Source organism: Phycicoccus jejuensis (genome assembly GCF_044797865.1).
GTDB classification, from domain to species: Bacteria; Actinomycetota; Actinomycetes; order Actinomycetales; family Dermatophilaceae; genus Phycicoccus; species Phycicoccus jejuensis.
In genome coordinates this window covers 2,645,652-2,672,555 of sequence record NZ_CP085209.1, presented here as the reverse complement: position 1 = coordinate 2,672,555, position 26,904 = coordinate 2,645,652, and the positions used below count along the sequence as shown (strand labels likewise).

General features: G+C 73.8%; 26 protein-coding genes and 1 pseudogene. 17 read left to right on the top strand and 10 right to left on the bottom strand.

What is annotated here, in order from left to right; all coding sequences use genetic code 11:
* The first annotated feature begins 55 nt into the window (after positions 1 to 55).
* Genes LG324_RS12710 through LG324_RS12700 form a run of 3 tightly spaced genes read left to right on the top strand, consistent with a single transcriptional unit; the run spans position 56 to position 1,769 of the window.
* Positions 56 to 784: a hypothetical protein gene (locus LG324_RS12710; RefSeq protein ID WP_404348377.1), complete on the top strand. Its 729-nt coding sequence runs from the start codon at positions 56 to 58 to the stop codon at positions 782 to 784.
* The gene (locus LG324_RS12705) at positions 781 to 1,194 is read left to right on the top strand and encodes a phage holin family protein (protein WP_051750625.1); all 414 of its coding nucleotides are present in this window, start codon (positions 781 to 783) and stop codon (positions 1,192 to 1,194) included. The genes LG324_RS12710 and LG324_RS12705 overlap by 4 nt, the downstream gene beginning before the upstream one ends.
* Positions 1,191 to 1,769, top strand: a complete 579-nt coding sequence (locus LG324_RS12700) for a DUF3618 domain-containing protein (protein WP_404348374.1) — start codon at positions 1,191 to 1,193, stop codon at positions 1,767 to 1,769. The genes LG324_RS12705 and LG324_RS12700 overlap by 4 nt, the downstream gene beginning before the upstream one ends.
* 70 nt (positions 1,770 to 1,839) lie before the next feature.
* Here LG324_RS12700 and LG324_RS12695 read toward each other — a convergent pair whose 3' ends face one another.
* A complete protein-coding gene (locus LG324_RS12695) occupies positions 1,840 to 4,032 on the bottom strand; it encodes a catalase (RefSeq protein WP_404348372.1) in 2,193 nt (730 codons plus the stop codon).
* A 140-nt stretch (positions 4,033 to 4,172) separates the two neighbouring features.
* Here LG324_RS12695 and LG324_RS12690 point away from each other — a divergent pair, with 140 nt between their 5' ends.
* The 4 genes from LG324_RS12690 to LG324_RS12675 all read left to right on the top strand — a co-directional run bounded on the left by LG324_RS12690 (position 4,173) and on the right by LG324_RS12675 (position 8,342).
* On the top strand, positions 4,173 to 6,620 hold the full coding sequence (locus LG324_RS12690; RefSeq protein WP_404348369.1) for an ATP-binding protein: 2,448 nt from the start codon (positions 4,173 to 4,175) through the stop codon (positions 6,618 to 6,620).
* 141 nt (positions 6,621 to 6,761) lie between these two features.
* Positions 6,762 to 7,244 carry a DUF4383 domain-containing protein gene (locus LG324_RS12685; RefSeq protein ID WP_404348367.1) on the top strand — a complete coding sequence of 161 codons (483 nt, stop codon included), beginning with the start codon at positions 6,762 to 6,764 and terminating at the stop codon, positions 7,242 to 7,244.
* Positions 7,241 to 8,122 (top strand): MBL fold metallo-hydrolase, encoded by an 882-nt coding sequence (locus LG324_RS12680; RefSeq protein WP_084696855.1) that lies wholly within the window; start codon positions 7,241 to 7,243, stop codon positions 8,120 to 8,122. The genes LG324_RS12685 and LG324_RS12680 overlap by 4 nt, the downstream gene beginning before the upstream one ends.
* Before the next feature lie 43 nt (positions 8,123 to 8,165).
* The gene (locus LG324_RS12675) at positions 8,166 to 8,342 is read left to right on the top strand and encodes a hypothetical protein (RefSeq protein ID WP_404348365.1); all 177 of its coding nucleotides are present in this window, start codon (positions 8,166 to 8,168) and stop codon (positions 8,340 to 8,342) included.
* A 26-nt stretch (positions 8,343 to 8,368) separates the two neighbouring features.
* On the opposite strand, the gene LG324_RS12670 is transcribed toward LG324_RS12675, so the two are convergent.
* Both LG324_RS12670 and LG324_RS12665 read right to left on the bottom strand, forming a co-directional pair.
* Positions 8,369 to 8,533, bottom strand: coding sequence for an ANTAR domain-containing protein (locus tag LG324_RS12670; RefSeq protein ID WP_404348363.1), 165 nt, complete (start codon positions 8,531 to 8,533; stop codon positions 8,369 to 8,371).
* Positions 8,534 to 8,587: 54 nt separating this feature from the next.
* Positions 8,588 to 8,899, bottom strand: coding sequence for a putative quinol monooxygenase (locus LG324_RS12665; protein WP_003941073.1), 312 nt, complete (start codon positions 8,897 to 8,899; stop codon positions 8,588 to 8,590).
* Between the two features lie 108 nt (positions 8,900 to 9,007).
* Here LG324_RS12665 and LG324_RS12660 point away from each other — a divergent pair, with 108 nt between their 5' ends.
* The 6 genes and pseudogenes from LG324_RS12660 to LG324_RS12635 all read left to right on the top strand — a co-directional run.
* Entirely contained in the window at positions 9,008 to 9,949 is a 942-nt protein-coding gene (locus LG324_RS12660) for a GlxA family transcriptional regulator (RefSeq protein WP_179658457.1), read from the top strand.
* A 104-nt stretch (positions 9,950 to 10,053) separates the two neighbouring features.
* Positions 10,054 to 10,434, top strand: coding sequence for a hypothetical protein (locus LG324_RS12655; protein WP_404348360.1), 381 nt, complete (start codon positions 10,054 to 10,056; stop codon positions 10,432 to 10,434).
* Between the two features lie 95 nt (positions 10,435 to 10,529).
* A complete protein-coding gene (locus LG324_RS12650; RefSeq protein WP_404348358.1) occupies positions 10,530 to 10,868 on the top strand; it encodes a MarR family winged helix-turn-helix transcriptional regulator in 339 nt (112 codons plus the stop codon).
* Positions 10,865 to 11,143, top strand: coding sequence for a helix-turn-helix domain-containing protein (locus LG324_RS12645; RefSeq protein ID WP_404348357.1), 279 nt, complete (start codon positions 10,865 to 10,867; stop codon positions 11,141 to 11,143). Before LG324_RS12650 ends, LG324_RS12645 begins: the two co-directional genes overlap by 4 nt.
* The gene (locus LG324_RS12640; protein WP_404348355.1) at positions 11,140 to 12,039 is read left to right on the top strand and encodes an OB-fold nucleic acid binding domain-containing protein; all 900 of its coding nucleotides are present in this window, start codon (positions 11,140 to 11,142) and stop codon (positions 12,037 to 12,039) included. Before LG324_RS12645 ends, LG324_RS12640 begins: the two co-directional genes overlap by 4 nt.
* Positions 11,997 to 13,139: pseudogene (locus LG324_RS12635) on the top strand (alpha/beta hydrolase-fold protein); the annotation flags it as partial. The gene LG324_RS12640 and the pseudogene LG324_RS12635, both read left to right, overlap by 43 nt.
* 212 nt (positions 13,140 to 13,351) lie before the next feature.
* Here LG324_RS12635 and LG324_RS12630 read toward each other — a convergent pair.
* Positions 13,352 to 15,556: an acyltransferase family protein gene (locus LG324_RS12630; protein WP_404348353.1), complete on the bottom strand. Its 2,205-nt coding sequence runs from the start codon at positions 15,554 to 15,556 to the stop codon at positions 13,352 to 13,354.
* A gap of 77 nt (positions 15,557 to 15,633) precedes the next feature.
* Between LG324_RS12630 and LG324_RS12625 the strand changes: the two genes are divergently transcribed.
* Entirely contained in the window at positions 15,634 to 16,908 is a 1,275-nt protein-coding gene (locus tag LG324_RS12625) for a competence/damage-inducible protein A (protein WP_404348351.1), read from the top strand.
* 7 nt (positions 16,909 to 16,915) lie between these two features.
* Here LG324_RS12625 and LG324_RS12620 read toward each other — a convergent pair whose 3' ends face one another.
* The 5 genes from LG324_RS12620 to LG324_RS12600 are packed head-to-tail and all read right to left on the bottom strand — an operon-like array spanning position 16,916 to position 21,171.
* On the bottom strand, positions 16,916 to 17,431 hold the full coding sequence (locus tag LG324_RS12620; protein WP_404348348.1) for an RrF2 family transcriptional regulator: 516 nt from the start codon (positions 17,429 to 17,431) through the stop codon (positions 16,916 to 16,918).
* Positions 17,428 to 18,432: a sulfate/molybdate ABC transporter ATP-binding protein gene (locus tag LG324_RS12615; protein ID WP_404348345.1), complete on the bottom strand. Its 1,005-nt coding sequence runs from the start codon at positions 18,430 to 18,432 to the stop codon at positions 17,428 to 17,430. The genes LG324_RS12620 and LG324_RS12615 overlap by 4 nt, the downstream gene beginning before the upstream one ends.
* Complete coding sequence (locus LG324_RS12610) at positions 18,429 to 19,238, bottom strand: sulfate ABC transporter permease (RefSeq protein ID WP_030529083.1); 810 nt, start codon at positions 19,236 to 19,238, stop codon at positions 18,429 to 18,431. Before LG324_RS12610 ends, LG324_RS12615 begins: the two co-directional genes overlap by 4 nt.
* Positions 19,235 to 20,128, bottom strand: coding sequence for a sulfate ABC transporter permease subunit CysT (cysT, locus tag LG324_RS12605; protein ID WP_030529084.1), 894 nt, complete (start codon positions 20,126 to 20,128; stop codon positions 19,235 to 19,237). The genes LG324_RS12610 and cysT overlap by 4 nt, the downstream gene beginning before the upstream one ends.
* Before the next feature lie 8 nt (positions 20,129 to 20,136).
* Positions 20,137 to 21,171, bottom strand: a complete 1,035-nt coding sequence (locus tag LG324_RS12600; protein WP_404348341.1) for a sulfate ABC transporter substrate-binding protein — start codon at positions 21,169 to 21,171, stop codon at positions 20,137 to 20,139.
* 248 nt (positions 21,172 to 21,419) lie between these two features.
* Between LG324_RS12600 and LG324_RS12595 the strand changes: the two genes are divergently transcribed.
* Genes LG324_RS12595 through LG324_RS12585 form a run of 3 tightly spaced genes read left to right on the top strand, consistent with a single transcriptional unit; the run spans position 21,420 to position 26,190 of the window.
* Positions 21,420 to 24,494 (top strand): EAL domain-containing protein, encoded by a 3,075-nt coding sequence (locus tag LG324_RS12595; protein WP_404348339.1) that lies wholly within the window; start codon positions 21,420 to 21,422, stop codon positions 24,492 to 24,494.
* On the top strand, positions 24,491 to 25,945 hold the full coding sequence (locus tag LG324_RS12590) for a glycosyltransferase (protein WP_404348336.1): 1,455 nt from the start codon (positions 24,491 to 24,493) through the stop codon (positions 25,943 to 25,945). The genes LG324_RS12595 and LG324_RS12590 overlap by 4 nt, the downstream gene beginning before the upstream one ends.
* Complete coding sequence (locus tag LG324_RS12585; RefSeq protein WP_404348333.1) at positions 25,942 to 26,190, top strand: hypothetical protein; 249 nt, start codon at positions 25,942 to 25,944, stop codon at positions 26,188 to 26,190. Before LG324_RS12590 ends, LG324_RS12585 begins: the two co-directional genes overlap by 4 nt.
* On the opposite strand, the gene LG324_RS12580 is transcribed toward LG324_RS12585, so the two are convergent.
* Positions 26,180 to 26,860, bottom strand: a complete 681-nt coding sequence (locus LG324_RS12580; protein WP_404348331.1) for an alpha/beta hydrolase — start codon at positions 26,858 to 26,860, stop codon at positions 26,180 to 26,182. The genes LG324_RS12585 and LG324_RS12580 overlap by 11 nt on opposite strands.
* Between the last annotated feature and the right edge of the window lie 44 nt (positions 26,861 to 26,904).

The window sequence follows — 26,904 nt, the reverse complement described above, 5'->3', positions numbered from 1 at the left end:
CGGGTACGCCCCGGCCACGCCGTCGAGGGTCGACGGCGGGAGAGGACGGGCGCAGATGACCACCCAGACGAACCGGACGGACGCCGAGGGCGTCCAGGCCACGGGGGAGCACGCGAAGCAGGCGACCGCCGACGTCGCGGGCACCGCGGCCGACGAGGCGCGCAACGTCGCCCACGAGACCAAGGACCAGGCCCGACAGCTGTGGGACCAGGCCCGCTCCGACCTCACCGACCAGGCCGGGACCCAGCAGCAGCGCGCGGCCGAGGGGCTGCGAGCTCTCGCCGACCAGCTCGGGGCCATGGCCCGCGACGCCGAGGACGGAGGCCCGGCCCGGGACCTCGTCGACGACGTCGCCCGGCGGGCCGGGACCGCGGCCGGATGGCTCGAGGACCGCGACCCCGGAGCCCTGCTCGACGAGACCCGCCGTTTCGCGCAGCGCCGCCCGGGGACCTTCCTCGCGGTCGCCGCCGGGCTCGGCGTGCTCGCGGGGCGGATGAGCCGCGGCATGGCCGCCGGTGAGCCGAGCGGTTCCTCGAACACCTCCGGCGGCGGCTCCGCCACGACGGACGGAGCCGGCGGCTCGAGCGCGACGGGCAGCGGGTCCGGTGCGCGCGCAGGGTCGTCCGACGGCACGGGTGACGCCGGAGGCGCCACGCTCCCTGACGACGAGCTGCGGGGCGTCCACCGCCAGACGCAGCCCATCGACCCCGACGGACGCCCGACGCCGATCGGCGACGACGGCCTCCTCGAGGGGCCGGGCGACCTCGGCCGGAGCGGACGATGACCGAGCGGAGCACCCGGCCCGACCTGCCCGAGCCGTCGCTGCGGTCCGTCGGCGAGATCCTCGGCGAGGTCACCTCCGACCTCTCGACGCTCGTGCGGCAGGAGGTCGACCTCGCCAAGGCCGAGCTGCGCCAGAGCGCCGACCACGCGAAGGCGGGGGCCTCGATGCTCGCCGTCACCGCGGTGGCCGGGCACCTCGTGCTCGTCTTCCTGTCGGTCGCGGCCTGGTGGGGGCTCGGCCAGTGGATGGGCCGGGACTGGTCGGCGCTCGTCGTCGCCCTCGTCTGGGCGCTCGTCGCCGCCGTCACCGCCGTCCTCGGCCGCAACCGCCTGCGCCGGGCCACCCCCGTCGCCCCGCGCACCGTCGACACCACCACCGAGATCCCCGACGCCCTGAGAGGACAGTCATGACCCCGACCCAGCAGGACCCCGACGAGATCCGCCGCGAGATCGACCGCACGCGCGGGCGGCTGACGGAGGACGTCGACGTCCTCGCCGACAGCGTCCGCCCGTCGAGCGTCGCGCGCCGGACGACCCAGCGGGCGGGCTCCCGCGCCGCCGGGCTCCGCGACCGCGTCATGGGCACGGCCCACGACGTCGCGGGCGCCGGCGGCGACACCGCGCACGGAGCGACCGACGCGGTCCGCGAGGTGCCCGGTCAGGTGCGCGAGACCGCCCGCGGCAACCCGCTCGCGGCCGGGGCGGTCGCGTTGGCCGCCGGCTGGCTCGTCGGCTCTCTCCTGCCGCCGAGCGCGGCCGAGCGCCGCCTCGCGGCGAGCGCGGCCGAGAAGGCGCAGCCCCTCGTGGACGAGGTGAAGTCGGTCGCCGGGGAGACCGCCGGCGGCCTGCAGGAGAGCGCCCAGGAGGCCGTGCGGTCGGTGCGGGACACCGCGTCCGACAGCGTCTCTCGCGTCAAGGACGAGGGCTCGTCCGCGGCGCAGGACGTGACACAGGAGGCGAAGGAGCAGACCTCCTCGGGCGGCTGAGCCACCGCCGGCACGGGCCCATGACCGCTTCGGCGGCCGTGGGCCCGTCGCCGTCCCGGGACCAGCCCTGTCAGCTCGTGCGGCCCTGGCGCTCCCAGACCCGGTGCGTCGACAGCGCCCGGACGAGGTCGCCCGCGAGGCCGTCGAGGTCGCCGGTCAGCACTCCCGGCGCCGAGGTGTCGACGCCGAGCCGCTCCGCGATCGAGGGCTCGAGGACGGCCACCGGCTTCGCGTGCCGCAGCGCCTCGCTGACGAGGGTGGTGACCCGGAGGTCGACGTCGGGCACGGTCGCGTCGACGACCGGCTCGTCACCGAGCGGCGGCGGGGCGTCGGCGAGGACGACGGCGTCGAGCTCGACCGAGCGGGCGGTGTGCAGCGTGCGATGTGCCTGCTCCGGCCGGTCCGGCCAGACCGGGCCGCCCACCGGCGCGACGAGGAGGACCGTGACGAGCGCCTCGCGCAGCGCCGTGGTCAACGCCTCCACGTCCGCGGGGTCGGTGTCGGCCGACACGACGACCCCCACCTGGCGCCCCTCGACCGGCCACTCGCGGCCGATCTGCGAGAGCGCCGGGCTCGGCTCCACCTCGGGGACGTCGACGCTCGCCGGCGCCGGCATCCCCAGTCGGGTGGCGACCCGCGCGGCCAGCCCGTCGTCCACCTGTGCGAGCGCGAGCAGCTGCCTGGTCCGGATCGTGGAGTCCCAGCACTTGCCGAGCTCGAAGGCGTACGCGGCGACGATGTGGTCCTGCTCGACCGGGCTCATGCTGACCCAGAACTGCCGGGTCTGGCTGAAGTGGTCCTCGAAGGACGCCGGGTTGCGACGGACCTTGGTCGCCTCGGCCGCGACGGCCGCCGGGAAGTCCTCCAGGGCCGGCTCGCCGGCGCCGACCGTGAACGGGCAGCCGCCGTCGAGGCTGTTGGGCTTGTACGGCGCCACCCCGCCGTGGACCGCGCTCTGGTGCATGCCGTCGCGCAGCATGTCGTTGACCGGGGCGTGCGTCCGGTTGACCGGCAGCTGGTTGAAGTTCGGGCCGCCGAGGCGCGTCAGCTGGGTGTCGACGTAGGAGAAGAGCCGCGCCTGGAGCAGCGGGTCGTCGGTGACGTCGATGCCGGGCACGAGGTGCCCGAGGTGGAAGGCGACCTGCTCGGTCTCGGCGAAGAAGTTCGTCGGCGTCGCGTTGAGCGTCAGCTCACCGATCGGCTGCACCGGGGCGAGCTCCTCGGGGACCAGCTTCGTGGGGTCGAGCAGGTCGATGCCCTCGAAGGTCTGGTCCGGGGTGTCGGGGAAGACCTGGACGCCGAGCTCCCACTGGGGGAACGCCCCGGCCTCGATGGCGTCGTAGAGGTCGCGCCGGTGGAAGTCGGGGTCGAACCCGGCGAGCATCTGCGCCTCCTCCCAGACGAGGGAGTGCACCCCGAGCCGCGGCTTCCAGTGGAACTTCGCGAGCGAGCTCGAGCCGTCCGCGGCGACGAGCCGGAAGGTGTGGACGCCGAAGCCCTCCATCGTCCGGTAGGACCGGGGGATACCGCGGTCGGACATGTTCCACATCGTGTGGTGCTGCGCCTCGGTGTGCAGCGACACGAAGTCCCAGAAGGTGTCGTGCGCCGACTGGGCCTGCGGGATCTCGCGGTCGGGGTGCGGCTTGCCCGCGTGGATGACGTCCGGGAACTTGATGCCGTCCTGGATGAAGAAGACCGGGATGTTGTTGCCGACGAGGTCGAAGACCCCCTCCGAGGTGTAGAACTTCGTTGCGAACCCCCGCGTGTCACGGACGGTGTCCGCCGAGCCGCGGGAGCCGAGGACGGTCGAGAACCGGACGAAGACGGGGGTGAGGACGTCCTTGCCGAGGAACGCCGCGCGGGAGAGGTCGCCCGCGGTGCCGTAGCCGAGGAAGACGCCGTGCGCGCCCGTGCCCCGGGCGTGCACCACCCGCTCGGGGATGCGCTCGTGGTCGAAGTGCGTCATCTTCTCGCGGAAGTGGTGGTCCTGCAGCAACGTCGGCCCCCGCTCGCCGGCCTTGAGCGAGTGGTCGGTGTCGCGCAGCCGGGTGCCGGTCGACGTGGTCAGGTACTCGCCCTGCTGGGCGAAGTCCGTGGGGTCCGCCTCGAGGGACACCCCCGTCGGGGTGCGGGGGTCGGGGGTCCCCTGCTCCGGCTTCGGGGGCGGCGGGGGACGGGGGTCGGTGGGCTCCTCCAGCGTGGGCGGCTCCGAGGACGGGGCTCCGGGGACCGTGGCGGTCGGGTCGGGTGTCGTGTCGCTCATGCGGCGCGGATACCCCTGCGCTCCGGGGCCATGCGTCACCGTGGCGACGGGTGTCCGCGGGCTCGTCTAGGGTGAGCGACGGAGTGCCGGAGGTCCAACCAACGGCTGACCGGCGCTCCGTGCGACACGCCAGGACCTCGATGACCGACCCGTCCCCCCGGGCCCGCGCGCGCGACCCGCGCAAGAGCCCCCGGGCCCTGCTCGACTCCCTGTTCCCCGGCGGCGACGAGACCTCCGCCCTCGCCCGCTCGACCGACTGGTCGGCGACCTCGCTCGGCGATCCCTCGACGTGGCGACCGGAGCTCGCCGCGGCGATCCGCACGGTCCTCCCCGCGAGCATCCCGATGCTCCTGTGGTGGGGCGAGGACCTCGTCCAGGTCTACAACGACGCCTACCGTCCGGTCTGCGGCGTCAAGCACCCCCGCTCGATGGGCCAGCCGGCCGCGCAGTGCTGGCCCGAGGCCTGGCCGGAGCTCGGACCCCGCGTGCGGCGGGTCGTCGAGAAGGGCGTACCGGACCACGAGGAGGCGCTCCTGCTGCTCCTCCAGCGCCACGGCTTCGTCGAGGAGACGTACTGGCGCTACTCCTTCAGCCCGGTGCGGGCGGCCGACGGGGAGGTCCTCGGGGTCTTCGTCGCGACGACCGAGGTGACGCCCGTCGTCGTCGAGGGCTACCGCTCGGCCGTCGTCCGCGAGCTGGCGGCCCTGCCGAGCCTCGCGGTCGGCTCGGCGCAGGAGGCGGCCACGCGAGTCGTCGAGCTCCTCGCCGCCGACCGTCGGGCCGTACCCTTCGCGGCCCTGCACCTGCCCGACGGCGACGGCGCCCTCGTCCGGGCGGCGAGCACCGGTGTCGTGGACGGGGGCGAGGTCGTCCCCGCCCGCGTCGAGGAGGCCGGGGCGCACGCGCTCGCCGTGTCGGGACGGACGCGTTCGGCGCAGCACGTCGGGATCGGCCCGGGGGACCTCGTGGTCGAGCCCCCTCCGCTGGCCGGCCACCGCCCGACCGGTCTGGTGCACGTCCCGCTCGGAACGGCGGAGGGTCCCCTCGAGGGTGTGCTGACCCTCGGCCTCACGCCGTACCGCTCCGTCGACGAGGAGTACGAGCGCTTCGTGACCCTCCTCGCGCATCAAATCTCCACCCTCCTCGGCGACGTCCGCGGGGCGGCGGCCGAGCGGGCCCGGGTGGCGGCCTACGCCGAGCTCGACGCCGCGAAGAGCGCCGTCGTCGCCAACGTCAGCCACGAGTTCCGCACCCCGCTCACCGTCGTGCTCGCGGCCGCGCGCGAGCTGCGCGGTCTCGACCTGGCGGCGGACGAGGCGCAGCAGCACCTCGACGCCGTGGAGCGGGCCGCGGTCCGCCTCGACCGCCTCGTCGGGGCCCTGCTCGACGTCGCCCGGGCCGAGGCGGGTCGGCTCGAGGTCGAGCGTGCGGCGGTCGACCTGGGTGGGCTGACCCGGGACGTGGTGGCCATGTTCCGCAGCGCCGTCGAGGCGGCGGGCCTCGTGCTCGACACCGACGTGGAGGACGTCGTGGCCCTCGCCCACCCCGACTCCTGGAGCACCGTCGTCGCCAACCTGCTGTCCAACGCCTACCGCTTCACCGCGGACGGCAGCATCCGCGTGGCCCTGCGGCGGGAGGGCGACGACGTCGTCCTCGAGGTCGCCGACACCGGCCGGGGCATCGCGCCCGAGGAGGTCGACGCCGTGCTCGAGCGGTTCAGCCGCGGCCCCGGTCGTCCGGTCCGCGGCCACACGGGGACGGGCATCGGGCTGGCCCACGCGCGGGACCTCGTCCGGGCGCACGGCGGCTCCCTGACGCTGGAGCCGGGCGCGGGAGGAGGCACGCTCGCCCGCGTCCGGGTGCCGGTCGGCGACCCTGGCGGTGGCGGCACGCCCGCACCCGTCGTCAGCGACTCCTCTCTCGTCGCCGGGCTGCTCGACGGGGCGGTGACCGCCGGTCGTCGCGAGCCGGTCGCCGTCGACGAGGGAATGCCCGACGACCGCCCGCTCCTCGTCCTCGTCGAGGACCACGACGACGTGAGCGGCTACCTCCGGCGGATGCTCGAGGGGGACGGGTGGCGGGTGGTCGCCGTCCCCGACGTCCCGGCCGCGCTCGCCGTCCCGGTCGTCCCGGACCTCCTGCTCTGCGACGTCATGCTCCCCGGCCCGAGTGGGCTCGACCTCGTCCGCGTGCTGCGGGCCGAAAGACGCTGGAGCACGGTGCCGATCGTCCTGCTCACGGCGCGCTCCGGGGCACGGGAGGCGGCGGAGGGGCTGGCCGCCGGCGCCGATGACCACGTCGCGAAGCCCTTCGACCCCGTCGAGCTCCTCGCACGGCTGCGCACGCACCACGAGCTCGCCCGGCGGCGCAACAGGCTCGTCGACGAGGCCGAGACCCGGGCCGAGAACCTCGAGGTCGCGCTGCGCACCAACCGCAGCATCGGGATGGCCGTCGGGGTGCTCATGGCGCGCCACCGGGTCCCGAGCGAGCGGGCCTTCGAGATGCTGCGCCGGCGCAGCACGTCGACCAACCGCAAGCTGCGCGACATCGCCGAGGAGGTCGTGCACACCGGCGTGCTCCCGGGCTGATACCCCGTCCTCAGCGACGTACGCACCACCCAGTCCACCGTTCGACGCGCCTCCCCGCCCCGCGCAACGGCCCGGTCGTCTGCGAATGGGGTTGAGACGCAGGGGTAGAGACCAGCCAGCACCTACTCGAAGGAGGGACTCATGTCCACATCACCCCACACGTCCGAGCGCGCCGACGACCACCGACCCGGCGTGCACCCCGCCCGCCGCGCCGCGCGGGTCTTCGGCGTCGTCTTCCTCGTCGTCGGCGTCCTCGGCTTCGTGCCGGGCATCACGACCGACTACGACCAGTTGGAGGTCGCGGGCCACCAGTCGCACGCGATGCTCCTCGGGATCTTCCAGGTCTCGGTCCTGCACAACGTCGTCCACCTGCTGTTCGGCGTCGCCGGTCTGCTCGTGTCCCGGACGGCGGGCGCCGCGCGCACCTACCTCGTCGTCGGTGGCGTCGTCTACCTCGTCCTCTGGCTCTACGGCCTCGTGGTCGGCGAGACCTCGCAGGCGAACTTCGTGCCCCTCGACACCGCCGACGACTGGCTGCACCTCGCCCTCGGGGTCGTGCTCGTCGCCCTCGGGATCGCCACGACGCGCCGTGCGCCGGCCGACGGGGAGCGTGCCCGCGCATGAGCAGGGTCCTCGAGCTGCCCCTCCCGGGAACGGATCCCGGGGAGGGGCGGCCCGACGGGCTGGTCGTCGTCGGCAACGCCACGACGCTCCTCCACGTGGGGGGCCTGACCGTCCTCACCGACCCGACCTTCGTGCACCGGCACGAGTCGGTCGACCTGGGGCACGGGCTGAGCACCCGACGGCTCCTGGACCCGGCGATGGACATCGACGACCTGCCGCCGATCGACCTGGTCCTCCTCTCGCACCTCCACGGCGACCACTTCGACCAGGTGGCACAGGCCCGGCTCGACCACGACCTGCCGGTCGTCACCACCCCGGAGTCGGCCTCGGCGCTGCACGAGCTCGGCTTCCACGCGGCGCTCGGGCTCGACACCTGGGACGCGGTCGTCGTCACGCGTGGCGACAGCCGCGTGCGGATCACCTCGACCCCCGGGCGGCACGGCCCGCCCGGCGCCGGGCTCGTCCTGCCCGACGTCATGGGCAGCGTCCTCGAGTGGGAGGCGGACGGTCGTGGGCGCCGCCTCTACGTCACCGGTGACACCCTCGCGATCGACGACCTGCGGGAGGTCCCGCTGCGGCACCCCGACATCGACGTCGCACTCTTCCATCTCGGCGGCACGCGCGTCCTCGGGGTGCTCGTGACGATGGACGCCGACCAGGGTGTCGAGGCGATGCGGATGGTCGACCCGCGACAGGTCGTCCCCGTGCACCACGAGGACTACGACGTCTTCACCTCATCCCTCGACGACTTCCTCGAGGCCGCGACGGCCGCCGGCTTGAGCGACCGCGTGGTCGTCGTCGACCGCGGCCGTGAGCACCTCATGACTCCACCCGAGGACGGCACCGCCGGCGGGGTTGGTCCGCCGGGGGCGGGGTAGGACCCCTTCCGGCCGGTGAGCCCCGGTCGTCAGGAGGCGCACGATGGGCACCGGTGAGGACGACGGCACGCAGGAGTCCGGCGACCCGCCCCGGGTGGACGACGCGGACGTGGACCGCGACGGGGGCCCGCTGCTGCGGGACCCTCCACCCCCACCCGGGTGGACCGACCCCTTGGAGGACTCGCCGCTCCTGCGCGGGGCGGGCTCCACGTCCGGCTGAGCGCCGCCGTCCCGTCGGCGGCGGTGTCAGGGCCGGCGCGACGGCCGCGGGACGGGCAGCGCTCCGGTGTCCGCGACCTCGCCGGCCACGTCGCGCAGCGTGGCGCTGAGCGTCATGCTCGTGGACCGCGGGAGCGCGAAGGCGGTCTCCCGGTCGGCGCGGAAAGTGGTCATGAGGATGCCGACCGCCATCCCGATGGTCCGGCTGCTCTCGAGCGCCGCGCGAACGTCTCGTGCGTTGGCGGACTACGGGAGCTTGGACGCGAGGACGTCGGCCGCCAGGATCTCGGGTGCTGCGCCGAGGAGGTGCTGGTTGGCCATCAGGGCTGCGACGATGGCGCCGTTGGCGTGGGCGTCGCGAGCGGCCTCGTCGGGGAATGCATCGAAGATCCAGAAGGTGTCGGCGTGGGTCCTGACCGCGAACCAGACAATCGTTCCTACTTCCTCGTTGGCGAGCGCGACAGCGCCGGCGAGCAGATCGGCGAGCGCGTCGTGCTGTCCATCGGCCGCGACGATCTTGGCGACGAAGGCATACGGCAGTGATGCGGGTGTGGACATGAGGGGTTCTCCTAGGCGTCGAGGTTTCTTGGTGAAGCGAGTTCAGCGTATGACGACCAAGGGCATGTGAGAAGTGGCGTATACGGCAGTATTGCTATTGTTCGCGCCATGCGTATCGGACTGATCGCGATCGACGGCTGCTTCGGTTCGGCTGTCGCGTCGGTCATCGACATCGTGCGGGTGGCCGACGGAGCCCGCGGCGATGTCGACCCGCGGATCGACCCGATCGAACTCGCCATCCTCGGACCGAAACGGAGAGTGACCACGACGACATCGATGACCCTGTCGGTGGACCACCCGCTGTCGGAGTCCGCAGAGTTCGACGTGGTCGTCGTCCCTGCGCTTGGAACCCTCACGGCCGCCGCTACCAACGACGCCCTCCAGAGCCGAGATGCTCGTTCGGTTATCGCCTCGCTCGGGCGCCTCGACGACGCGACCACCCGGATCGCCGCGGCGTGCACCGGCGTGTTCGCTGTCGCCGAGACCGGACGGATGCATCATCGGCGGGCGACGACCAGCTGGTTCCTGGGGCCGGAGTTCCTGAAGCGCTATCCGACCGTCGCCCTCGATCTCGACACCATGGTCGTGGTCGACGGGAACCTGGTCACCGCCGGCGCCGCGTTCGCCCACATCGACCTCGCGCTCTCACTCGTGCGATCGATCAGCCCCGACCTGGCCCAACATGTCGCCAAGCTCCTCATCATCGACGAGCGTCCGTCGCAGGCGGCCTTCGTCGCCTACGAACATCTCCGGCACGAGGACCCGATCGTCGTCGAGTTCGAACGCTTCGTGCGCGCCCGCCTGGACGAACCGTTCAACGTCGCCTTCGTCGCGCAGTCGCTCGGCACCAGCCGGCGCACCCTCGAACGACGAGTCCGGGCGGCGCTCAACCTCACTCCGCTCGGCTTCGTCCAACGGCTTCGCATCGAACGAGCTCGGCACCTCTCAGCAACCACGGACCTTACCTCCGCCGAGATCGCGCTACGGGTCGGCTACGCGAACGCCGAGACTCTGCGCTCCCTCCTGCGTAGGGAGCGACGCCGTTCCTGACCTATCGCCATGCCTGTAGCCGGTGTCCTAGTTGTTGCGGGGCAGGAGGTTGATGTCGCACCCGCTCAAGCGTAGATGTATGCGAATCGCATAGAGTTCTGGCTATGGAGCGCAACCTTGAAGAAGCGATCAACGAGTGGCACACCAGTGTCAATGCCGGCGAGCTGCAGCGATCTGCGCGGGCGGTCGGCGATCCGGTCGTCGTGCTTGGCCCGAAGGGCGCGGGTCCGATCACGCCTGCGCAGTTCGCCGAGTGGGTGGAGCGCTCGGGGATCACGTTGATACCTCGGTCCTGGCACCCTGTCAGCGAGCGACTGATGGTGGTCGAGGAGGACGCGACCTGGCCCGAGAGCACGGAATCCATGCGGGTGGCGACGGTCTTCCGCGCTTCGGGCGGGAAGGTCACGGCTGCGCTCAGGCTGCCGGACCTGAAGGCCGCTCTCGAGCTGGCCTACATCTGCCGCGAGATGGCGGCAACGGAGTGATAGACCCCGGCCCGGGACAGGTCCTGTTCCATTTCGTCAGGCACTGGTCACGTCGGTCTGTCGCAGCGGACGCGGGCGGTGAGCAGGGGCGACTCGTGCTCGTTTGCGAGGCTGTCCATGCGCTGAGTCAGCGCGCGACCTCGGCAACGGTGAACGCGATCGCACAGGAGGTCGGGATCGACCAGAGCGGCGCGTCACGGTTGATCAAGAGTGCCACGGCAGCCGGGTATCTCGTCATGGCAGCGTCCGCGACCGATGGCCGACGACGCGAAGCATCACTCACGTCTGCGGGCCGGTCAATGCTGGACCAGGCGCACCGCTGGCAGGAAGACATCTTCCTTCGGCTGACCGAAGACTGGAGCGACCAGAAGCGCCATGACTTCCAGCAGGCGATGACCGACCTGATCGAGCGTTCCTACGCGATGGACGCATGAGCCACGCCAACGCCCCACTCAGCCTCGAGGGACGCCGCCGGCTGGTCGAGCGATGCAAGACGCGTCCCATCGCCCACGTGGCCGCCGAGATGGGGTTCTCGCGTGCGTGCGCATCGAAGTGGGTCAACCGGTGGCGGCGTCACGGCGATGCCGGACTGCGCGACCGCCCATCGAGCCCCCACCGGAGCCCGAATGTCACACCAGTCTGGGTCATCGAGCAGATCGAGATCTGGCGACGCGAGCCGCAAGTGGTCCGCTCAGCGCATCACCGATGAGCTCGCCGACCTCGGGTTCACGATCAACCGCCGCACCGTCACCCGCCGCCGGCGACCCGGCCGCACCGGTCCTCGACGACCGGCAGCAGGAGCTGCTCCGCCACCGGCAGTCCCTCGTCGACGCCGGCACGGACCCCTACCCGGCCGGTCGTGGCCGTCCGGCGGACACCGTGGGCGAGGTGCTCGCGCGCTGGGAGGACGGAGCCGCCGTCGAGGTGTGCGCTCGCGTCCGGCGGGTGCGCGACCACGGCGGGGTCGCGTTCGTCGACCTCGTCGACGGGGAGGTCGGCGTGCAGGCGCTGCTCGAGGGGAGCGAGCGGGTGGCCGAGCTGGCCGGCGTCGTCGACGCGGGCGACCTCCTGCGGGTGGCCGGCCGGCTCACCACGACGCGCCGTGGGGTGCCGAGCATCGGCGTCGAGCAGTGGTCGCCGGAGGCCAAGACGCTCCGGGCAGGGCCCGGCGACGATACGAGGTCGGCGGTGACCCGCGCACGGCAGCGCGGTGCGGTGCTGGCCGCGCTGCGGCGGACGCTCCTCGACGACGGCTGCCTCGAGGTCGAGGTGCCTACGGGCACCACGACGCAGGGCCACCTCGCGCGGCTGCTCGCCGGGGGCGCCGGCCCGGTCTTCGTCGTCCGGCCGACCGTCCTCGAGCTCCTGGAGCCCTTTGGCGACGACGCCTCGATGCGCACGCTCGTCCGACGCCTCGTGGCGTCGGCGGCCGTCCCCGGCGAGGGCGGCCCGGTCGCGACCGAGCGGACGAGCCCCACGTTCGTCGGCGGCTTCCCGGTCACGGCCTCGCCGCTCGCGCGGGCGGACCGCGAGGACCCCGGCTCGCCGCGCGCTCGGACCTCGTGGCGGCCGGGACGGTCGGCGCCACCGGCTGCACGCGGCTGACCGACCCCGTCGAGCAGCGCGAGCGGTGGGCACCCGCGGCGGTGGCGCCCGACGAGGACCTCCTCGACGCGCTGGAGTTTGGGGTGCTCGCGGTGCTCGTCAGCGGGATCGCCCTCAACGACGAGTACCTCTTCTACACGTCGTGGGGTGACCTCCTCGGCTCCCCGGGGGCGGCGTCGAGCACCGTGCTCGGCGCCCGCTCGGCCGGCGGGAGCGCGGCCGTCGCCGGTCCGGGACTGGCCGGGCTGACCTCGCCCCGTGACCTCCCGGCGCTGCCGCAGCCCGGGCGGCGCCAGCAGGTCTGGACGGTGCGCTCCGCGAGCCTGGGGACCGACGTGCAGGTGCTCGTCGAGCTGCCCCCCGGGTACGACCAGAACGCGACGCGCACCTACCCCGTGGTCGTCGGCCTGCACGGTTTCCCCTCGGTCCCGCTGTCGTACGTCCGGGAGGGGATCGTCACGGCGCAGGACCAGCAGGCCGCCGCGCACCGCATCGCCCCGGCGGTCGTCGTCATCCCGCAGATCAACGCGCCGGAGCACGACGACACCGAGTGCGTCGACGCCGCGGGCGGCCCCCGGGTGGACACGTGGCTGAGCCACGAGCTGCCCCGCTGGGTCGTCGCGCACCTGCGTGTGCGCACCGGCCATCAGGACTGGGCGGCCGTCGGCTACTCCTTCGCGGGATGGGTCGAGACCTCGCGGCAGGACACGCTCTCCTACCCCAGCTCCGCCGCGTTCCTCCACTCCGTGCGCGCGCCCACGGCCCGACGTCCCCACGAGCTGGACGCCGCCGCCCTCCAGGTGGTCGCCCTCGGCGACTCGGTGAGCACGGGGTACGGCTGCGACTGCGCGAGCTTCCCCGAGATGGTCACCGCCCGCCTCCGGACGCAGGTGGGTCGACCGGTGCAGCTGGAGAACGACGCCGTCAACGGCGCCACGAGCACGGACCTCGTGTCCCAGGTCGGGCAGCCGGACGTGCTCTCCCACCTGCGTTCCGCGGCCGTCGTCATGGTGATGATCGGCGCGAACGACCTCCCGCTGGAGCCGAGCTCGGGCACGGCCTGCTCGACGAGCGATGACTCCGCCTGCCTGGCACCGAAGCTCGCTGCGCTGCGCAGCGCGCTCCAGCACGTCGTGGCCGTCGTCCACGGCGCGTCCCCGCACGCCGTGGTCGCGCTGCTCGGCTACTGGAACGTCGGGCTGGACGGTGACGTGGCCCGAGGGCGGGGCCCGGACGTCCTGACGAACGGCCGCGCCGTCACCGGTGCGGTCAACGACGTCATCGCGTCGGTCGTCGGCGCCACCGGCTCGCTCTACGTCGACGTCGCCCGCGTGCTCCTCGGACCGACCGGCGGTCGCGACCCCACGGACGACCTCCAGGCCGACGGCGACCACACCGACGAGAGCGGGAACTCGCCGCTCGCCGACGCCGTCATGACGGCCCTGCGGGACTCGGGGGCGCTCGGCACGCTACGGCGCGCTGCGGTCGTCGCCGCGACGGACCCCGGCAGCACCCCCGCGGCGTCCAGCCGTTCCTCGAGCGCCGGTGCCAGCGTGGCCGCGAACGAGCGGGTCAGGTGGTTGTCGTCGAGGTAGACCCAGACGTTGCCGACCGAGGGGGTGCAGCGGCCCCCGGGACAGACGAGGTCGGTGAGGTCGACGGCGGTGAACCCCGGGATGCCACCGCGCCCGGCGAGCGTGGCCGCGGGGTCGGTGGCGGCGAGCTTCTCCGCCACGGGCCGTGTGCACGCCTCGTCGCCACGGGTGAGCGCGCACGAGACGACGCCGGAGGGGAAGCGGGGGTTGTCGCGCAGGCCGACCACGGGGGTGCCGCGGGAGGTGAGCGCCCGCACGGCGCCCGGCAGCCCGGTCACCACGCGCTCCGCCGGGGTGGTCGGGTGGGCGGCGGTCGACACCACGACGACGAGGTCGACACGCCGGCTCGTGGCGTAGGCGAGGGCCTCCTCGTTGAAGCGTGCGCACGCGCCCGTGCGGGTCGACGCCTCGCCGAACGAGCACGCCCCCTTGAGCACGGCCACCAGCCGCCACCGGTGCGCCCGGGCCAGGGGCTCCAGCGCCGCGAGCCACTGCTCGGCGTGGGAGTCGCCGACGACGAGGACCGTGGCGGACGCGGCACCCTCGGGCTCGAGCTGCGTGCACGACGTCCCCAGGGCGGGGTCGGCCCACGGGCCCCTGCAGACCGCGGGGAGAGTCGCGAACTCGTCCTGCAGCGCGGTGACGGCGGGGAGGCGGCGGTCGAGCGCCACGGCCGGCGCGACCTCCCCGGAGTGCACGGCCCGGGCGCCGGGGTAGCCGGCCACGACCGCGCCGCGCGACAGCTCGGCCCCACGTCGCCCGGCGGCGTCGAGGGTGAGGACGCCGGCGCCGGCGACCGCGACGACGAGCCCGGCCGTCCCGAGCGCGAGGACGGCGGCGCGGCGCGGGGCGACGCGGCCCAGGTCGAGCCGGCGCAGCGGCCGCTCGACGACCCGGGTCAGCCCCCACGCGAGGAGCAGCGAGACCGCGACGAGGACGGCGCCGTCGGCGACGACGGCGTGGGGCCGTCCCGTGGTGGCGAGCCACAGCACGAGCACCGGCCAGTGCACGAGGTAGAGCGCGTACGAGACGCCGCCCAGCCCGACGAGCGGGGGGAGGGCCAGGACGCGGTCGGTGCCCCACCGCGTCGTCGCGCCACCGGCGAGGACCACGGCGGCGGCGCTCACGAGGGGCCACAGCGCGGCCCAGCCGGGGAACGAGCCCTGGACGTCGAGCACGACACCGCAGGACACCAGCCCGGCCACGCCGACCCAGCCCAGGGGAGCCGCGACGCGCGGCCCCACGCGCACGCGGCCGACCAGCAGGGCGAGCAGCCCGCCGAGGCCGAGCTCCCACAGGCGGGCGGTGGTGTCGAAGTAGGCGAAGGACTGCCGGGTCGCCGCCGTGTGCACCGACCACGCGAACGAGGCGAGGGTGACCACCGCGAGGCCGGCGGCGACGGCCGCGGGGACGCCCATCCTCCGGGTGCGGCGGGCGACGGCCGCGCAGGCGAGGACGAGGAGGGGCCACACGAGGAACAGCTGCCCCTGCACCGAGAGGGACCACATGTGCTGCAGCGGGCTGGCTGACCCCTTGTCGGCTGCGTAGTAGTCGACGGCGCGGTGGGCGAGGACCCAGTTCTCGGAGTACGTCATCGAGCCGATGCCGTCGACGAGGACCGACCGCCAGCGCGGCGCGGGCAGGAGCAGCAGGGCGGCGCCGACCGTCGCCGTGACGACGACGGCGGCGGTCGGGACGAGGCGCGCGAAGATCCGCGCCCACTCCCGGGGCGGGCTCACCCGCTCACCCCGCTCGAGCCGGCGTACGAGCCCACCGGTGAGGAAGAAGGCCGACACCAGGAGGAAGACGTCCACGCCGCCGCTGACGCGCCCGAACCACACGTGGTAGGCGACGACGAGCAGCACGGCGAGGGCCCGCAGCCCCTCGACGTCGTTCCTGCGGGACGGGCTCGGACCGGGCACCCGGACATCCGAGCGGCCCGCGGTGACCCCCGGTCAGACACCACGTGACGCGCAGGCGAACACCTAGGCTCGGCTCCATGGCAGCACGCGCGGGCATCGTCGTCACGGGCACCGAGGTGCTCACCGGCCGCGTCACCGACCGCAACGGTCCGTGGCTCGCCGAGCGGCTGCGGCTGCTCGGGGTCGACGTGGGCCAGGTGGTCGTCGTCGGCGACCGTCGCGAGGACCTCGCCGCGGCGCTGCGCCACCTGGCGGGGGGCCACGACCTCGTCATCACGACGGGCGGTCTCGGCCCCACGGCCGACGACCTGACGGCCGAGGTCGTCGCCGAGGTGCAGGGCGCGGTCCTGCGCCTCGACCCCGACCTCGAGGCCCGCATCGCGGCCCGCGTCGCCTCGCTGACCGCCGCCCGCGGCTGGGCCACCGCCCCGGAGACGATGGCCCGCGGGGTGCGCAAGCAGGCGATGGTGCCCGAGGGGGCGCACGTCCTGGAGCCGGTCGGCACCGCGCCGGGGCTGGTGGTCCCCTCCGCCCAGGGCCCCGCGGTGCTCGTCCTGCCCGGTCCGCCCGGGGAGCTGCGGCCGATGTGGGAGGACGCGGTGCGGGACACGCTGGTCCTCGCCGCGCTCGCCGGGCGCGAGGAGCTGCGCCAGCGGACGGTGCGCATCTGGGGACCGCCGGAGGCCGAGCTCGCCGAGGTCCTGCGCACGCACGAGGCGAAGCACGGGCTGGAGGGCCTGGAGGTCACGACCTGTCTGCGCTCGGGCGAGCTCGAGGTCGTCACCCGGTTCGCACCCGCCGCCCAGGGCGCGTACGACCAGCTCGAGGCGACTCTCGTCGCGGCCTTCGCGGACGCCGTCTACAGCACCGACGGGCGCACCGTCGACGAGGTCGTCTTCGACCTGTTCGCCGGCACCGGCGCCACGCTCGCGACCGCCGAGTCCTGCACCGCCGGGCTGCTCGCCGGCCGCGTCGCCGACCTGCCGGGGTCCTCGGCCCACCTCGTCGGCGGCTTCGTCACCTACGCGAACGAGGCGAAGACCGCGCTCGTCGGCGTCCCCCCACGGCTGCTCGAGGAGCACGGGGCGGTGAGCCCGGAGGTCGCCGAGGCGATGGCGCGGGGGGCGCGCGAGCGGCTGGGCACCACGTGGGGGGTGGGGGTGACGGGGGTCGCCGGACCGGGGGGAGGGACGCCCGAGAAGCCGGTCGGCCTCGTCCACGTGTGCGCGAGCAGCGCCGACCGGACCGAGCACCGGGTGCTGCGGCTCGGCGGCTCGCGGGAGGCCGTGCGCCGGCGGACCGTGGTGGAGTGCCTGCACCTGCTCCGGGTGCTGCTGGACGCGGCCCGTTGACGCGCCGTCAGCCGCCCGCCTGCTCGGAGGAGTCCACGAGGCTCGCGACGTGCGGCGGCAGGTCCCCGTCGAGGAGGTCCTGGAGGCTGGTGCCGTCGAGCACCTCGCTGAGGCTGGAGCGCACCGCGACCCACACCGCCGGCAGGTGCTCGGCGACGCCCTCGTAGGCGGTGTCCTGGGGCCGCAGCCCGCGGACCTCGGCGAGCGGGCCGTCGACCGCCCGGAACACGTCGCCGAGCGAGATCTCCGCGGCCGGCCGGGCGAGGACGTAGCCACCCCGCGGCCCGCGCCGGCTCGTGACGAGCCCGGCGACCCGCAGCTCGAGGAGGACGGACCCGAGGAACTTGTGGGGGAGCGACTGCCGCCGCGCGAGCAGCTCCGAGGTGAGGTGCTCGGCGCTCGCCGCCCGGGCGTCGGCGAGCGCCAGCATCGCCCGGACGGCGTAGTCGGTGCGGGCCGAGATGCCGAGCACCGCGCTGTGGCGGACCGGTCGGGGCGGCCCCTCGCGCAGCCTGCCCGTCATGCCACGGGCCCGGCGCCGACCGGCTCCTCGCTGCGCAGGGCCCACGCGACGACGTCCTCGCCGGCGGTGTACCGGCGGCGCTCCGCCTCGGCCCGGGTCACCTGGGCCACGAACCGCTCTCCGTCGTCCGCGGTCAGCTCGATGCGGACCTCGAACCCGAGCCGGACGACCCGGTCGACACGGGCGGCGACGAGCGGGCCGACCGCCCCCTCGGCGGCCTGGCGCGACGCGGCCGTCGCGTGGTCGCGCTCGAGGACGATGTCGTGCGGACGCACCAGCCGGTCGCCCAGGCGCGAGACGGCGCCGAGGAAGGACATGACGAAGTCGTTCTCGGGCCGCTCGTAGAGGCTGACGGGGTCGCCCACCTGCTCGATGCGACCCTTGTTGAGCACCGCGATCCGGTCGGCGACGTCGAGCGCCTCCTCCTGGTCGTGCGTGACGAGGACGGTCGTCACGTGGACCTCGTCGTGCAGGCGGCGCAGCCAGCGCCGCAGGTCGGCGCGGACCTTGGCGTCGAGGGCACCGAACGGCTCGTCGAGGAGCAGCACCTGGGGGTCGACGGCGAGGGCCCGGGCGAGGGCCATCCGCTGCCGCTGCCCACCGGAGAGCTGCGCCGGGTAGCGGTGCTGGAACCCGTCCAGCCCGACGATCTCGAGCAGGTCGTCGACCTTGCGGGCGACCTCCGCCTTCGGGCGGCGGCGGATGGTCAGCCCGAAGGCGACGTTGTCGCGCACCGTCATGTGCTTGAAGGCGGCGTAGTGCTGGAAGACGAAGCCGATGCCGCGGCGCTGGGGCGGCTGGTGCGTCACGTCCTCGCCGTCGATGCGCACGATGCCGCCGTCGAGGTCCTCGAGCCCGGCGATCGAGCGCAGCAGCGTCGACTTGCCGGAGCCGCTCGGGCCGAGCAGCGCCGTGAGGGACCCGGCGGGGATCTCGAGGCTCACGTCGTCGAGCGCGACGAAGCCGCCGTAGGTCTTGCGGGCGTCGGTCACGGTGATCATCGGTGGGTCCTCTTCCGGTCGAGCAGCGTCATGCCGAGGAGCGTGAGCAGCGCGAGGCCCATGAGGAGGGTCGCCGCGGTGTACGCGCCGTAGGTGTTGTGGTCGTCGATGTAGCGCGAGTGGACGAGGAGGGTGAGGGTCTGGCTGACGCCCGGGAAGCCGGACGAGACCATGATCACCGCCCCGAACTCGCCGAGGGCCCGTGCGACGGTGAGCACGACGCCGTAGGTCAGTCCCCACCGGATGGCCGGCAGGGTGATGCGCCAGAACGTCTGCCAGCCGGACGCGCCGAGGGTGGCGGCCGCCTGCTCCTGCTCGGTGCCGATCTCGTGGAGCACCGGTTCGACCTCGCGGACCACGAAGGGCAGCGTCACGAAGACGGTCGCGATGACCATGCCGGGCAGGCCGAAGATCACCTTGATGCCGGTGCTCTGCTCCAGGCCGCCGAACCACCCGCCGACCCCCCACAGCATGATGAGGGAGACACCGACGACGATGGGGGACACCGCGAAGGGCAGGTCGACGACGGCCTGGACCACCCCGCGGAACGGCACCCGCCACCGGGCGAGCGCGATGGCGGTGACCACGCCGAAGACGACGTTGAGCGGCACGGTGATCGCGACGATGAGCAGTGAGAGGTTGAGCGCCGAGACCGCCGCGGGAGTGCGCACGGACGCCAGGAACGGGCCGAGACCCTCCCCGAAGGTGCGCCAGAGGATGACGACGATCGGGACCGCGAGGAGACCGACGAGGTAGACGAGGGCGAGCGTGCGCAGCGCGAGGGTCGCCCGACGGGAGGTCCTCATGCGGTGCTCGCCTCCCGCCGCTGGCTGAGCGTGGCCCAGACCCGCAGGACGAACAGGGTGAGGAAGGACACCGACAGCAGGGCCACCGACACGGCGGCCGCCGCGGCCGGGCTGTCGATCTCGATCTGCTGCTGGATGTACTGCGACACCACCTGGGTCTCCCGCGGGATGTTGCCCCCGATGAGGACGACCGAGCCGTACTCGCCGACCGCCCGGGCGAAGGCGAGCCCCGTCCCGGAGATGACCGCCGGCGCGAGGGAGGGCAGGACCACCCGGCGGAAGATCGTCGTGTTCGACGCGCCGAGCGAGGCCGCGGCCTCCTCGACCTCGCGGTCGAGCTCGATGAGGACGGGTTGCACGGACCGGACGACGAACGGCAGCGTGACGAAGGCCAGGGCGACCCCGAGCCCCCAGCGAGTGGCGTTGAGGTGCACGCCGATCGGGCTGTTCGGGCCGTAGAGCGAGAGCAGGACGATGCTCGCGACGATCGTCGGCAGCGCGAACGGCAAGTCGATGAGGGCGTTGACGACCCGCTGCCCCGGGAACTCGTCGCGGACGAGGACCCAGGCGACGAGCGTCCCCATCACGGCGTTGACGAGGGCGACGACGACGGAGACCCCGAGCGTGACCTCGAGGGCCGCGAGGGCGGCCGGCGCGGTGACCGCGGCCCAGAAGCCGGACAGGCCGTCGTCGAACGAGCGGACGGTGAGGGCCGCGAGCGGTAGCAGCACCATGAGGCTGAGCCACAGGCCGACGACGCCGAGACCGAGGGCGCGGCCCCCGGGACCGCCCCGGCGGCGCCTCCCTCCCTGTGAGGAGGCGCGGGCCGGGGCGGCCGACGGGGGAGCCGGGGACGGGGGAGCCCCGACCGGCTGGGTGGTGGTGGACACGCCTGCGCTCACTGCGTCGCGGCGTTGTAGATCTTCGCGACGGAGCCCTTCTCCTTGTCGAAGAGGGCCGGGTCGACCGTGCTCCAACCGCCGAGGTCGGCGATCGTCCAGAGCTTCTCCGGGGCGGGGAAGTCCGTGGCGAACTCGGCCGCGACGGTCTCGTCGACCGGGCGGAACCCCGCCTGGGCCCAGAGCTTCTGCGCCTGCGGCGTGTAGAGGAACTCGTCGAAGGCCTTGGCCTTCGCCGCGTTCTTGCTGGTGCTGAGGACGGCCACCGGGTTCTCGATCTTGAAGGTCTGCGGCGGGGTCACGTGCTCCACCGGGTCGCCCTCCCGCTCGATGAACAGCGCCTCGTTCTCGTAGCTGAGCAGGGCGTCGCCGCTGCCCTGGAGGAAGGTCTCGGTGGCCTCGCGTCCCGACTTCGGCTGCACCTTGACGTGGTCGCTCACGAGGGCGTTGACGTAGTCGAGGCCGGCCTGCACGTCCTGGCCGCCCTGGCTCTTCACGGCGTAGGGCGCCAGGAGGTTCCACTTCGCCGAGCCCGAGCTGAACGGGTTGGGCGTCACGACCTCGACGCCGGGCTTCAGCAGGTCGTCCCAGTCCTTGATGCCCTTGGGGTTGCCCTTGCGGACGACGATCGTCACGACCGACCCGAAGGGGATGCCCCGGTGCTCGCCGGAGCTCCAGCCCGGGTCGACCATCTTGGCGTCCACGAGGCGGGTGACGTCGGGCTCCACGGAGAAGCTGACGATGTCGGCCTCGGCGCCGGCGGCGACCTTGCGCGACTGGTCGCCCGAGGCGCCGTAGGACTGCTGGAACTGCACCCCCTTGCCCGCCTCGGTCTTCTGGAAGGCGGGGATCACCAGGTCGTAACCCACCTTCGGGACGGCGTACCCGTAGAGGTTGAGCGTCGTCGTGGCGCCTGCGGCCCCCCCGCCGGCGGCGGCGTCGACGTTGTCGCTGGCCCCGCCCCCGGCGCAGGCGCCCACCATCAGGGTCGCCCCCGTGAGGAAGGCAGCCAGTGCGGTTCGTCGGCTCGTCATCATGTGCTCCTGCGGCTCGTGCGTGTGTCGCGGACCCCTGCTCGCCACACAAACCCTATGGGGTTAGTAGGAATGGCCGCAAGGAAACGGAGAAAGTGGCGAGCGAGCACAGGAGCCCGGCCCGAAACCCTCAGGTCGGGACTCGTGCGACCGATGGGGCGGGCGTGGTGGACCGTCTCGACCTGCCGACTCGGCGCGCCCGGTCCATGATGGGCACACCCCCTCGTTCCCTGTCCTCGAGGTCCCGCGTGCTCGTGCGTTCCCTGTCCTTCGGTGTCGCCTACGCCCTGGCCACCGTGCTCGGGCGTGCCGTCGTCGACCCCGCGACGGGCCTGGCCCTCTTCTGGCCGGCCGCCGGGGTGGGCGCCCTCTGGGGGCTGATGGCGCGCGGACGCCGCGAGCTTGCGGTCGTGGCCGCGGTGGCCGGCGTCGTCGCCGCCCTCGCCAACGGGCTGACCGGGTTCGGCTGGGGCACCGCGCTCCTGCTCGGCGTGGCCAACGCGGTCGTCGCCGCGGGCACGCGCCTGGTCTACAGCGAGTTCCGGGTGCGCACCAGCCGCCGGCAGGGAGGCCGCCCCCGCTGGGACGCCGAGCGCTACGCGAGCCTGTCCGACTTCTGGCGGCTGATGCTCGCCGGGTTCGTCGCGACCACGGCCAGCGCCCTGGTCGCCGTCGTCGCCCTCGGGCCCGTCGGCGGCGCACCGGTCACGCCGGCCACCGCGCTGGCGTGGGTCCTGCGCAACGGCGCGGCGGTCGCGGTCCTCACGGGGCCAGGCCTGACGACCAGGCACGCCCGCGCCCGCACCACCTGGGCGCAGCTCGCCGAGTTCGGCCTCGTCCTCGTCGTCACGGTCCCCGTCGTCTGGGCCGTCTTCGGGACCCGCCACACGCTGCCGCTCGCCTTCCTTCCCATCGCGCTGCTCCTCTGGAGCGGCATCCGGCTGCCGGTCCCGCTCGCGGCGGCCCACGGGGCGCTCATCGCGCTCGGGACCTTCCTCCTCGTGCGGTTCGCCGACGGTGGTCCGTTCGGCGCCATCGCCGACCCGGTCTCCGCGGCCCAGGTCCTGCAGGCCTACATGATCCTCGCCTCCGGGCTCGCGGTGATCCTCGCGACCGTCCAGACCGAGCGCGACCGGCTCCTGGAGTCGCTCTCGGTGTCGCGGCGCTCGGCGCGCATCCAGGCCGCGGACCTCGTCGCCATCACCCAGACCATCCCCGACGCGCTCGCGGTCGTCGACCGGCTCGGCCGGATGCGTCCGCTCAACACCGCCGCCCACCGCTGGCTCGGACCGCCGTTGCCGGACGGCTTCGCGGCGCGGCCCCCGCTGGCGCTCTCGGCCGAGAGCCTGGACCGCGCCGAGGACACGAGCGCACCGGGCCGGGCCCTGCGGGGCGAGCGCGTCGAGGACGAGCTGGTCCTCCTCGAGGACGTCGAGAGCGGCGAGACGCGGATGGTGACCGTCCACGCCGTCCCGCTGCGCGACCTCGACACCCGCAGCCCCGACCGCGCCCTCGTCGTGCTGCACGACAGCACCGAGGAGCACCGGCGCGTCACCGACCTCGACGCGGCGCGCGAGCGCTCCGAGCGGCTCGTCGCCGACGCGCCCCACGGGATCGCCGTGCTGGACCGCCAGGGCCGCATCATCCGGGCCAACGACAGCCTCGCGGAGGTCACCGGGCGGCCGCTGCACGAGCTCGAGGGCCTGCCGGTCGACGGTCTCTCGCCGCGCCACCCCGACGACGTCGCCCGCCACCTCGAGCGCGTGCTCCACGAGAACGGCCGCCCCGTCCGGGACGAGTGGACGCTCACCCGGCCCGACGGCGTCGACGTGCGCGTGGCGCTGACCAGCCGGGTGCTCTCGGCGGGGGAGGAGCGGGCCGAGACCGACGGCGTCGTGGTCATGAACGTCATCGACGTCTCCGAGCGGCACCGCTACGAGCAGCGCCTCACCCACCTCGCCGACCACGACGCGCTGACCGGCCTGCCGAACCGACGCCGGTTCGAGGAGGACCTGGAGCGCCAGCACCGCCGCGTCGAGCGGTACGGGCCCACCGGCGCCCTCATCCTCCTCGACCTCGACAACTTCAAGGACGTCAACGACACGCTCGGCCACGCGGCCGGCGACCAGCTGATCGTCTCGACGGCGAACGTCCTGCGGGCGACGGTGCCCCCGTCCGACCTCGTCGCGCGGCTGGGTGGCGACGAGTTCGCCGTGCTCCTGCCGGACGCGGACCGCGCCGGCGCGGAGATCGTCGCGGCCGAGATCGTCGAGCGCGTGCGGGCGCACACCTCCACCCTCGACGGCGTCAACCGGCGGGTCACCGCGAGCGTCGGCGTCGTGACGTTCGCCGACGCCCAGCAGCAGGACTCCGACATCCTCGCCCTCGCCGACATGCTCATGTACGACGCGAAGGACGACGGCCGCAACTGCTACGTCCTCCTCGGGGACTCGGCGCGACCGGAGCCGCGCTCGGGCGCCCGGCTGGCCTGGCGCTCCCGCCTCGAGAACGCCATCGAGAACGACCTCTTCGAGCTCTACCTCCAGCCGATCGTCGACGTCCGCACCAACCGCGTCAGCGGCGCGGAGGCCCTGCTCCGGCTCGTCGACGAGGGAGAGCCGGTCGCCCCCGGGCGCTTCGTGTACATCGCCGAGCGGACCGGTCTGGCCCCGGCCATGGACGCCTGGGTGGTGCGGCACGGGATCGCGATGCTCCGCCGCCTCCAGGCGCTGGCCCCCGGGCTCACGCTGGCGGTCAACATCTCCGGCAGCTCGATGGGGGACCCCGGCATCGAGGCCGAGCTCGTCGCCGGCCTGGAGCCGCACGACATCGACGCCGGCTCGCTCGTCGTCGAGGTCACCGAGACGGCCGCGGTCTCCGACGTGCTCGCCGCGCGGGCCTTCGCCGCCCGCCTCGGTGCCCTCGGCGTCCGCTTCGCCCTCGACGACTTCGGCACCGGGTTCGGGTCCTTCTCCTACCTCAAGCACATGCGCTTCGACGTCGTGAAGATCGACGGCGAGTTCGTCGCCGACTCCGACCAGAGCGACACCGACCGGGCCATCCTCGAGTCGATCGTCCGCATCGCGCACTTCCTCGGCAAGCGCACGGTGGCCGAGTTCGTCGGCCGGTGGGAGACCCTCGACGTCGTCCGTGACCTGGGCATCGACTACGCTCAGGGCTACCTCCTGGGGGAGCCGGTGCCGTTCGACGAGTTCGTGGCCCGTCACCTGGGGGATGAGGCGGGGGCCCCGGGGGGACGGCGCCGCGACCTCGCCCGGGCAACGACGCCGCACGTCATCGACCCGCGGAGGGATCTCCCGTGAGCAGCACGACCAACCGGCTCCAGCGGGGCACCGGCATCTTCGTCGTCCTCATGGCGACGGCCGCCGCCGGGATGCTCTGGTTCGCCCTCACGCTCACCGACCCCGAGGCGCGGCGCCCCGCCAAGGAGGGCGCGGTGTTCGGGGTCTGGCAGGTCCTCTACGACACGCAGGCTCCCTCGACCCAGCTGCTCGTCGCCGCGATCGGCCTCGCCCTCCTCCTGGCCGCCGGGGTCGCGCTCGTCGAGAGCCGCATCACCAAGCGCTACCGCCGCTCGGAGAACTCGGGCGAGACGCCGCTGGCGCCGAAGCTCGTCATGGCGCGCACCGCCGGGGTCTACCACGGCCCGGTCACGGTGACGGTCCTCATCCCTGCGCACAACGAGGAGGACCGGATCGTCGCCACGCTCGCCTCCCTCCAGGAGCAGACGACCCGTCCCGACCGCGTCGTCGTCGTCGCCGACAACTGCACCGACGCGACCGAGGAGCTGGCCCGGGCGGCGGGGGTCGAGGTCTTCACGACCCTCGACAACGCGCACAAGAAGGCCGGCGGCCTCAACCAGGCCCTCGCGAGCCTGCTGCCGGAGCTCGGCGAGAACGACACCGTCATGGTCATGGACGCCGACACCGTCATCGGCCACGAGTACCTCGAGACGGCGAAGCAGCGGATGACCGAGGACCGCGCCCTCATGGCGATCGGCGGCCTCTTCATGGGCGAGGACGGTCACGGTCTCATCGGGCAGTTCCAGCGCAACGAGTACATCCGCTACAGCCGGGACATCAAGCGCCGGCGCGGGCGGCTGTTCGTCCTCACCGGTACGGCGTCGGTCTTCCGGTCCGCGGCGCTGCGCGAGGTCGCGGCCCAGCGCGGCCGGTTGCTCCCCGGCGTCCCCGGCGACGTCTACGACACGGTCGCGCTCACCGAGGACAACGAGCTGACGCTCGCCCTGAAGTCGCTCGGCGCCCTCATGACCTCGCCGGCGCAGTGCACGGTGGTCACCGAGGTCATGCCGACCTGGCGGGCGATCTGGCACCAGCGCCTGCGCTGGCAGCGCGGGGCGCTCGAGAACCTCGGGGCCTACGGCCTGACCCCGCAGACCTCGCGGTACTGGGTGCAGCAGTTCGGCATCGGGTACGGGTCGGTCGCCCTGCTCAGCTACTACGCCGCGATCTTCACGATGGCGGTGTCGCTCGACGACTGGGTCTGGTTCCCCTTCTGGCTCGGCGTCGGCGGGCTCTTCATGGTCGAGCGCGTCGTCACCGCCTGGCGTGGGGGATGGCGGGCCCGTCTCGTCGCGGCCACGCTCTTCCCGGAGCTCGTCTACGCGACGTTCCTCAACGTCGTCTTCCTCAAGGGCGTGGTCGACATCCTCGTCGGACGGCAGGCGCAATGGTCCCACGTGACCCGGTCGGCCGACGGCAAGGTCGTCGTCCGGGACGGGCCGCACGCATGACCGCCGTCGCCGTGCCGACCGGGCTCCTGTTCCCCGAGAGCACGATCTACTCCCCGTGGTTCGCCGTGCTCAGTGTCTTCGTCGCCATCAACACGGTCATGTACGTCGCGCTGGCCGTCGCGAAGATCCTCCCCAAGGTCGACCCGCGCGAGTGGCTGCCGCGGCGCTACCAGCGCGCCCAGTCGCGCAGCATCCACCCGGTGGCCCCGGATGCCGCGAGGGACGAGGACGCCCTCAGGCGCTGACCTCCCGCTCCCGCCCCGCGAGGAGGGGCGCGAGCGTCGGGCCGGGCTCGTCGCCGAGCAGCGAGGCCGCCACCCACCGGGCGGCGAGGCCGTCGAACGTGCCGAGGTGGCGCAGCATCGAGTGGGTGCCGCCGGGCACGGTGACGATGCCGCCACGCGTGCCCGGCCCGAGACGCCGGGCGACGTCGCGCGCGAGGTCCGGACGGGCGACGCGGTCGGCGTCCCCGTGGACGAGGAGGACGTCGCGGCCGGACAGCGGCCCGACGGGGTCGCCGTGAGCCAGCCACGTCGCGAGGCCGACGACGGCACGCACCCGCTCGTCCCCGGCGGCCAGCAGGGCGGCGCGGCCCCCGAGGCTGTGCCCGACGAGCGCGACCGGGACGTCGCCGACCTGCTCCGTCACGCGGTCGAGCGCCCACCGCGCGTCGTCGACCGGGTTCGGGTGGCCGGACCAGCCGCGGGTCGAGTTGAGCAGCCGCCAGACCGCGAGCCGGCGCCGTCCGGTGGTGGCCAGGCGGCCCGCGACCGGCACCATCCGCAGCACGGACAGCTGGGTGGGGCTGACGGGCACGCCGCCGGTCCGGCTGCCGCCGCCGTGCAGGACGACGACGGCGCCCCGCGGCTCGGCGGGCACGGTCGTCGGCTCCAGGCGGCTGCGCACGTCGGTCACGGGTCCTGTCTACCCCGGGCGCCCGTGTCCCACCCGGCCGGCTC